Here is a 2,693-nt window from a genome sequence, read left to right as displayed (position 1 = left end):
CCCCAAAATATTTATTCCTGATAGAACACGCTGCGGGAGATTATCCCTATAATAATCAGCACGACGACCATAACGGAAATGAAGTATATCCATGCCATAGCGGAGCTAAAGCCGTAATTGTTTTGGGAAAATGCGATTTCCTCTATCAGTTCCATAACCGAATTGGAAGAGTTGGTAAGAGTATCGATCACCGTATATACGGTGTTTACCAGTATCAACGGGCTTACCATTGGGAAGGTGATCTTCCAGAAATTTTCCCAACCGGTAGCACCCTCTATATTGGAAGCTTCAAACAGCGATGGAGGGATGGACTGAAGGCCGGCAAGAAAGATAAGTATTTGTACGCCGGATGCAGAAACGATATCATAAATTCTTTCAACGGCGCTTATGATGTAGTTTATAAATCTGGGGTCCAGCCTTGTTTGAAACAATACCCTTGCCAGCTCTATGGCCTGGAGAGTTCCCCCTCCGGAATCGGTCTGCGTAAGCCCGAGGGAAGATTGCAGCAAGTCGCCGCTATCCACGGTGCGCATCACGCCTGACATTAGTATTACCGGTAGGAAGAATATTGCTCTTGCAGCTGCCCGTCCCCTGAATTTCTGGTTCAGCAGGTTGGCAGCAAAAAAGCTGAATATTATGATGAGCGGAACATTGGTCACCATATCCAGAAGGGACTCAACAAGATTCCTCACAAAATCGGGATGCACAAATAGAGCCCTACGATAGTACTCAAAACCATTGGGAATCAGCACATACCCGTCCTCTACTACCTCGAATCTGTTTAAACTGAATATGAAGGACTGGACTATGGGAACCATGAAGAAGGCTATGAGGCCGATTATATACGGCGATACAAAGGCATATCCCATCATGGCCCTTTTGCTGGTTAAAGTTAGCCTCCTTCTTTTTCTTCCGGCGGCCTGATTTCCTCGATTTGTTGATACTAACAGCATAAAATTACCTTCCTCCCTTTAATACCTTGTATCCCTTCCCCTCAATGGTCATGCCCTGGATGTTTACGTCTTCGCTGTTATAATTTACGATTACCTGTACCCCGTTTTCAAAAGTCGTTCTATACACATTTTCTGCCAGCTTTTCATGGTTCACTATGGTCTGCCCCTGCACGTCTTTCAAAGCTTCATTGACTTCTCTGTAAAACTCCAAAGCCCTGTCAAGCCATATACGGTATTCGCAGGAATAATAGTTATCATAGTAGGTCTCCTTAACGGCGGAGTTTTCATCATAGATAAAGGTAAAGTATAAGCCTCCTCCAATCTCTATGGCCTTGAGTACCGCTTTCTTGTAATCAGAGGCAAGGTTTACAGGCTCTCCTGCGTAATTTATGTGCCCTCTAATGACCATTTGGAAAAATGGAACGCTCTCGTCGGTTATATAAAACCTGTTAGACTCCTCTGGAATGTTCACAATGTGGTCAACGTAGGGCAGGGAATAAGCATTCCCTCCATCCACCATCAGCCCTAACCCTGAGTTTTTAATCTTTTCAAACTGCGCCTCCAGAATATCCCTTGCTTGCTGTCTATCGATAAGGCGCTTTTCTCTGAAATCGGAGTTAACGTCAATAGCGGCATCCCTTATGGAAACCCCCTTTACAGACAGTCGCTGTAGCCCCTTTATCATGCCATCCACAATGGAAGGAATTTTAGAAGGGCTGATTATGTAATAGGGTCCCCTATCGTGATCCTGGACGTCAGTTGCTATATTGTAATCGTATATGCTGGCAACCTCTTTCGTTATATAGCGGGAAGCGTGGGCACGGACTATGAAGTCATCAAACAGGGTGTTCTTATAAGCGTATACAATGCCAAAATCCATAAAATAATCGATTTGGTTTTGCTCCAAAAAAGCCGTCAATCTGTTGAACGCCCTGGAGCCGCCCAGCTTGGATATCAACTTCACGCTTGAAGGTATGGTATGGTGTACCCCTCCGTTGGCCCATCCGGTATATTTTAATACTATGTCATTCACGCCGCCTTTCTTTAACTCCTCCAGAATTTCAATCGCCTGGTCGTATGTTGTTACCGGTTGAAGAACGTTGACGGGTACCCCGGCTATGGAACGCACCTTTCTGATGGCACCTATCAGCTCCACATAAAAAGGTACGTCATCGTATTGCTGTCTCTGTACCATGCCATACTGATTCTCTAAATACTTTCTATAATATCTGGCCATCCCCGCATAATTGGCATCCTCGCCGTTCAGGAAAACGTATCTTATCTTTATATTCCCCTTGAAAATGCGAGGCTGATATACCATGATCACATAGTTCCCCGAATAATCACTTATATCAAGAACATCGTTCGGTATCAAAACAAACTCCGCGCATACTGAATTATAGGAATTTACCCTTCCGCTTATGTCGGCGCATACCCGTGCCATGGCATCTCCCGACTCGATGATGGCAAATAACGCTTTATCTCCTTTCTTCATGCCGAATACGGGCAAATATGCCTGTTCTATCAAGCTGGAACGCTCGGTCAGAGGTACGGACCTGTCATTCCCGTATATATTTATGAAGTATGATGAAGAGGCTAATTTATTGTTGTTGAGGTAGATTAGGGCTCCCGAACCGTCCGGCACCAGCATGTAGCCTTCATCCTGCAAACCAGCAGCGCCGAAAAATTCCAGCAGCCTCAAGCTGTAAAGCGGATAGGAATCGTGGTGGTACTCTATCT

2 protein-coding genes are annotated in these 2,693 nt (G+C 45.0%); both read right to left on the bottom strand.

Annotated features, from left to right (window positions below):
• Positions 1 to 11: 11 nt before the first annotated feature.
• Entirely contained in the window at positions 12 to 953 is a 942-nt protein-coding gene (locus FWJ59_RS09235) for a carbohydrate ABC transporter permease (protein WP_414481645.1), read from the bottom strand.
• A gap of 4 nt (positions 954 to 957) precedes the next feature.
• On the bottom strand, positions 958 to 2,693 hold a 1,736-nt coding region (locus FWJ59_RS09230; protein ID WP_414481644.1), incomplete at its 5' end, for a DUF5696 domain-containing protein.

The organism is Caldicoprobacter sp., assembly GCF_047459465.1.
Taxonomy (GTDB): Bacteria; Bacillota; Clostridia; order Caldicoprobacterales; family Caldicoprobacteraceae; genus Caldicoprobacter.
This window is presented reverse-complemented; position numbering and strand designations above follow the sequence as displayed.